Below are 2,073 nucleotides of genomic sequence, written 5' to 3'. Positions count from 1 at the left end.
ACGGGAGACGTCGCAATCGACGTCGTGCTCTCGGCCAGCGTGACTTCGTTGAGCGGCCGATCCTTGGTAAGTGGCATGTCGGAAGCCTCCGGTTAAGAAAGAGCGGGCGGCCAGAGCGGCCGCCCGGTTGATCGTGAGTGAGGCTTTAAGAGCTGGTGTTGTCGAACACGCCGCCGGACGATTTCTCGTTGCGGACCACCAGCGTGTACTCCGACAGCACTTCGCGCTGATCGCTGTCGCCGAGCTTGGCGAGCGGGATCGAGATCATGTTGCGGCCGTTGAGGAAGGCGACCGCGAACATGTCCATCTGCAGCGCCCAGGCGTCGCGCGGGCGCTGGAAGCGGTTGCCGACCACCTTGAGCTTGCCGAAATCCGACTCGTAGAAATCGACGGAGGCAACGATCCGCTTCGACTTGGTGTCCTGCGTGGTGGTGGCCCGGCCGGTGAAGGTCGAGAACTGCTGCTTGTTGAAGGCGCCGACCATGACGAGATCCGGCTTGCCGCCATTGGTCCAGCACGAATTGAGCGTCTGCTTGAAGCGCGATTCGGTGAAGGCAATGACGTTGGTGGCGTCGACGCGCTGCGTGGTTCCGTCCGCGGTGGTCGGGTTGGCGCCGGCGGTGCCGCTGGAGCCGGTGTTGGCAACGCCGTTCGACAGGCCCACCCACGACAAGAGCGTGCCGGTGTTGCGCGGGCTGCCGCTGCTCTTGACCTGCGCGGCGGAGGTCAAGACGGCCTCCATGTCACGCTTCAGCTCCAGGCCTTTCAGCATTTCCTGGTAAGCCAGCTCGTTGTCACGGCCGGCATGCTCGACCGCCTGTTGCGTGCCCGAAACGCTCGCAACCTTGTAGCTGATCTGGGTGTAGTTGCCGAGCCGCACGGTTGGCGTGACGGCAACTGCCGTCGGCGTGTCGCCTTCGACCTGCGCGTTGGCGTTGTTCGCAGCCGCGAGAGCTTGCGTCTGCCATTCGTGATAGACGGCGGTCGCCTTCTCGCGCTCGGCGCCGGACATGAACGGGGTGTCGGTCGGATCGATCCGATAGATCATGTCCGACAGGTCTTCGCGGTTGCCGACCGCGGTCGCGGCGGTGAACGTGTTGGTAGGAGCGGCCATTGTGTCCTCTGAGGTTTGGCCCTACCGGCGCGCGTTCCGCCGAGCGACAAGCAATGCCGCGGCGTCCTTGAGCGAGCCGGAAGATGAGAGTTTCGAGTTGAGGGATTGCACGCGCTCGGACGCGCCGTTGCCGGCGGCCTTGACGCCTGGACGCTGCACGGGAGGAACGGGCTTTTTCGCAGCCGACTTGGCCGCCTTCTGCACATCCTGGTAGCGCATGCCGTCGAAGATCAGGCGCTGCACCCGATGATCGAAAAGCGACAGCTTCTCGCCCTTGTCGAATGCGCCCAACTCTTCGGCTGTGAAACCAAGGTTCTGCAGATGCGCAACCGCGCGCTGCATGATCTTCGGCGCCTTCTCCGCATCCCCAAGCTCTGGAATGTGCTCCAGGACGGATGCGTTTTCCTTCGCTCGGAAGGTGTTCCACGCATCGGCCTTTTGCTTCGCGCCGCGATCGTCCGCCTCCTTCACGGCGGCAGCCTGCACCTGCAGATCCTGCTGATGCGCCTGCCACTGGATGAAGCGAAGCGGGTCGATTTCCGACAGTTTCACCACGTCGGCCATGGTCTTGATATCGGGGAAGCGTTGCTGCTGCTCCCGCATCAGGACGTTGAGCGCTTGCCGCGCCTGGCCTTCGTAAGCCTGCCGTGCCTGTTCCGCCGCCTGCTCTTTGGCCGAAAGGCCCTTGAGCTTTTCGGCAGCGTCGTTCTGGCCTTTGCGGATCGCCGCATCTCGCGCCTGTTCGCGCGCTGCAATCTTCTCCTGCAGCGGGCGAGGCAAGGCGCTCCATTCGGCGTCATCCTCTTTGGCCCAAGATCGCGGGCGTTCGACGGGAGGAAGTTTTTCAACTTCAGCGTCATCGCCCTCGTTCTCGCCGGGAGCCTGATCGTGATCAGGGGCGGCGTTGCCCTCATCGGACAATTCGTGATCCGGGGCAGCCGTGTCATCGGCGCCATCGT

At 63.7% G+C, this 2,073-nt stretch carries 2 protein-coding genes; both read right to left on the bottom strand.

Features of this window, described 5'->3' with window-relative positions; translation table 11 throughout:
* Positions 1 to 145: 145 nt before the first annotated feature.
* Complete coding sequence (locus WCB02_RS32110; protein WP_423964579.1) at positions 146 to 1,114, bottom strand: DUF5309 domain-containing protein; 969 nt, start codon at positions 1,112 to 1,114, stop codon at positions 146 to 148.
* 21 nt (positions 1,115 to 1,135) lie between these two features.
* A partial coding sequence (locus WCB02_RS32105) for a hypothetical protein (protein ID WP_423964577.1) occupies positions 1,136 to 2,073 on the bottom strand: 938 nt, incomplete at its 5' end.

The organism is Bradyrhizobium sp. (genome assembly GCF_049581145.1).
Lineage (GTDB): Bacteria > Pseudomonadota > Alphaproteobacteria > Rhizobiales > Xanthobacteraceae > Bradyrhizobium.
This window is presented reverse-complemented; position numbering and strand designations above follow the sequence as displayed.

Coding starts and splice junctions, on each gene's coding strand:
- WCB02_RS32110 (WP_423964579.1), bottom strand. CDS start 1,114: ATGGCCGCTCCTACCAACACGTTCACCGCCGCGACCGCGGTCGGCAAC.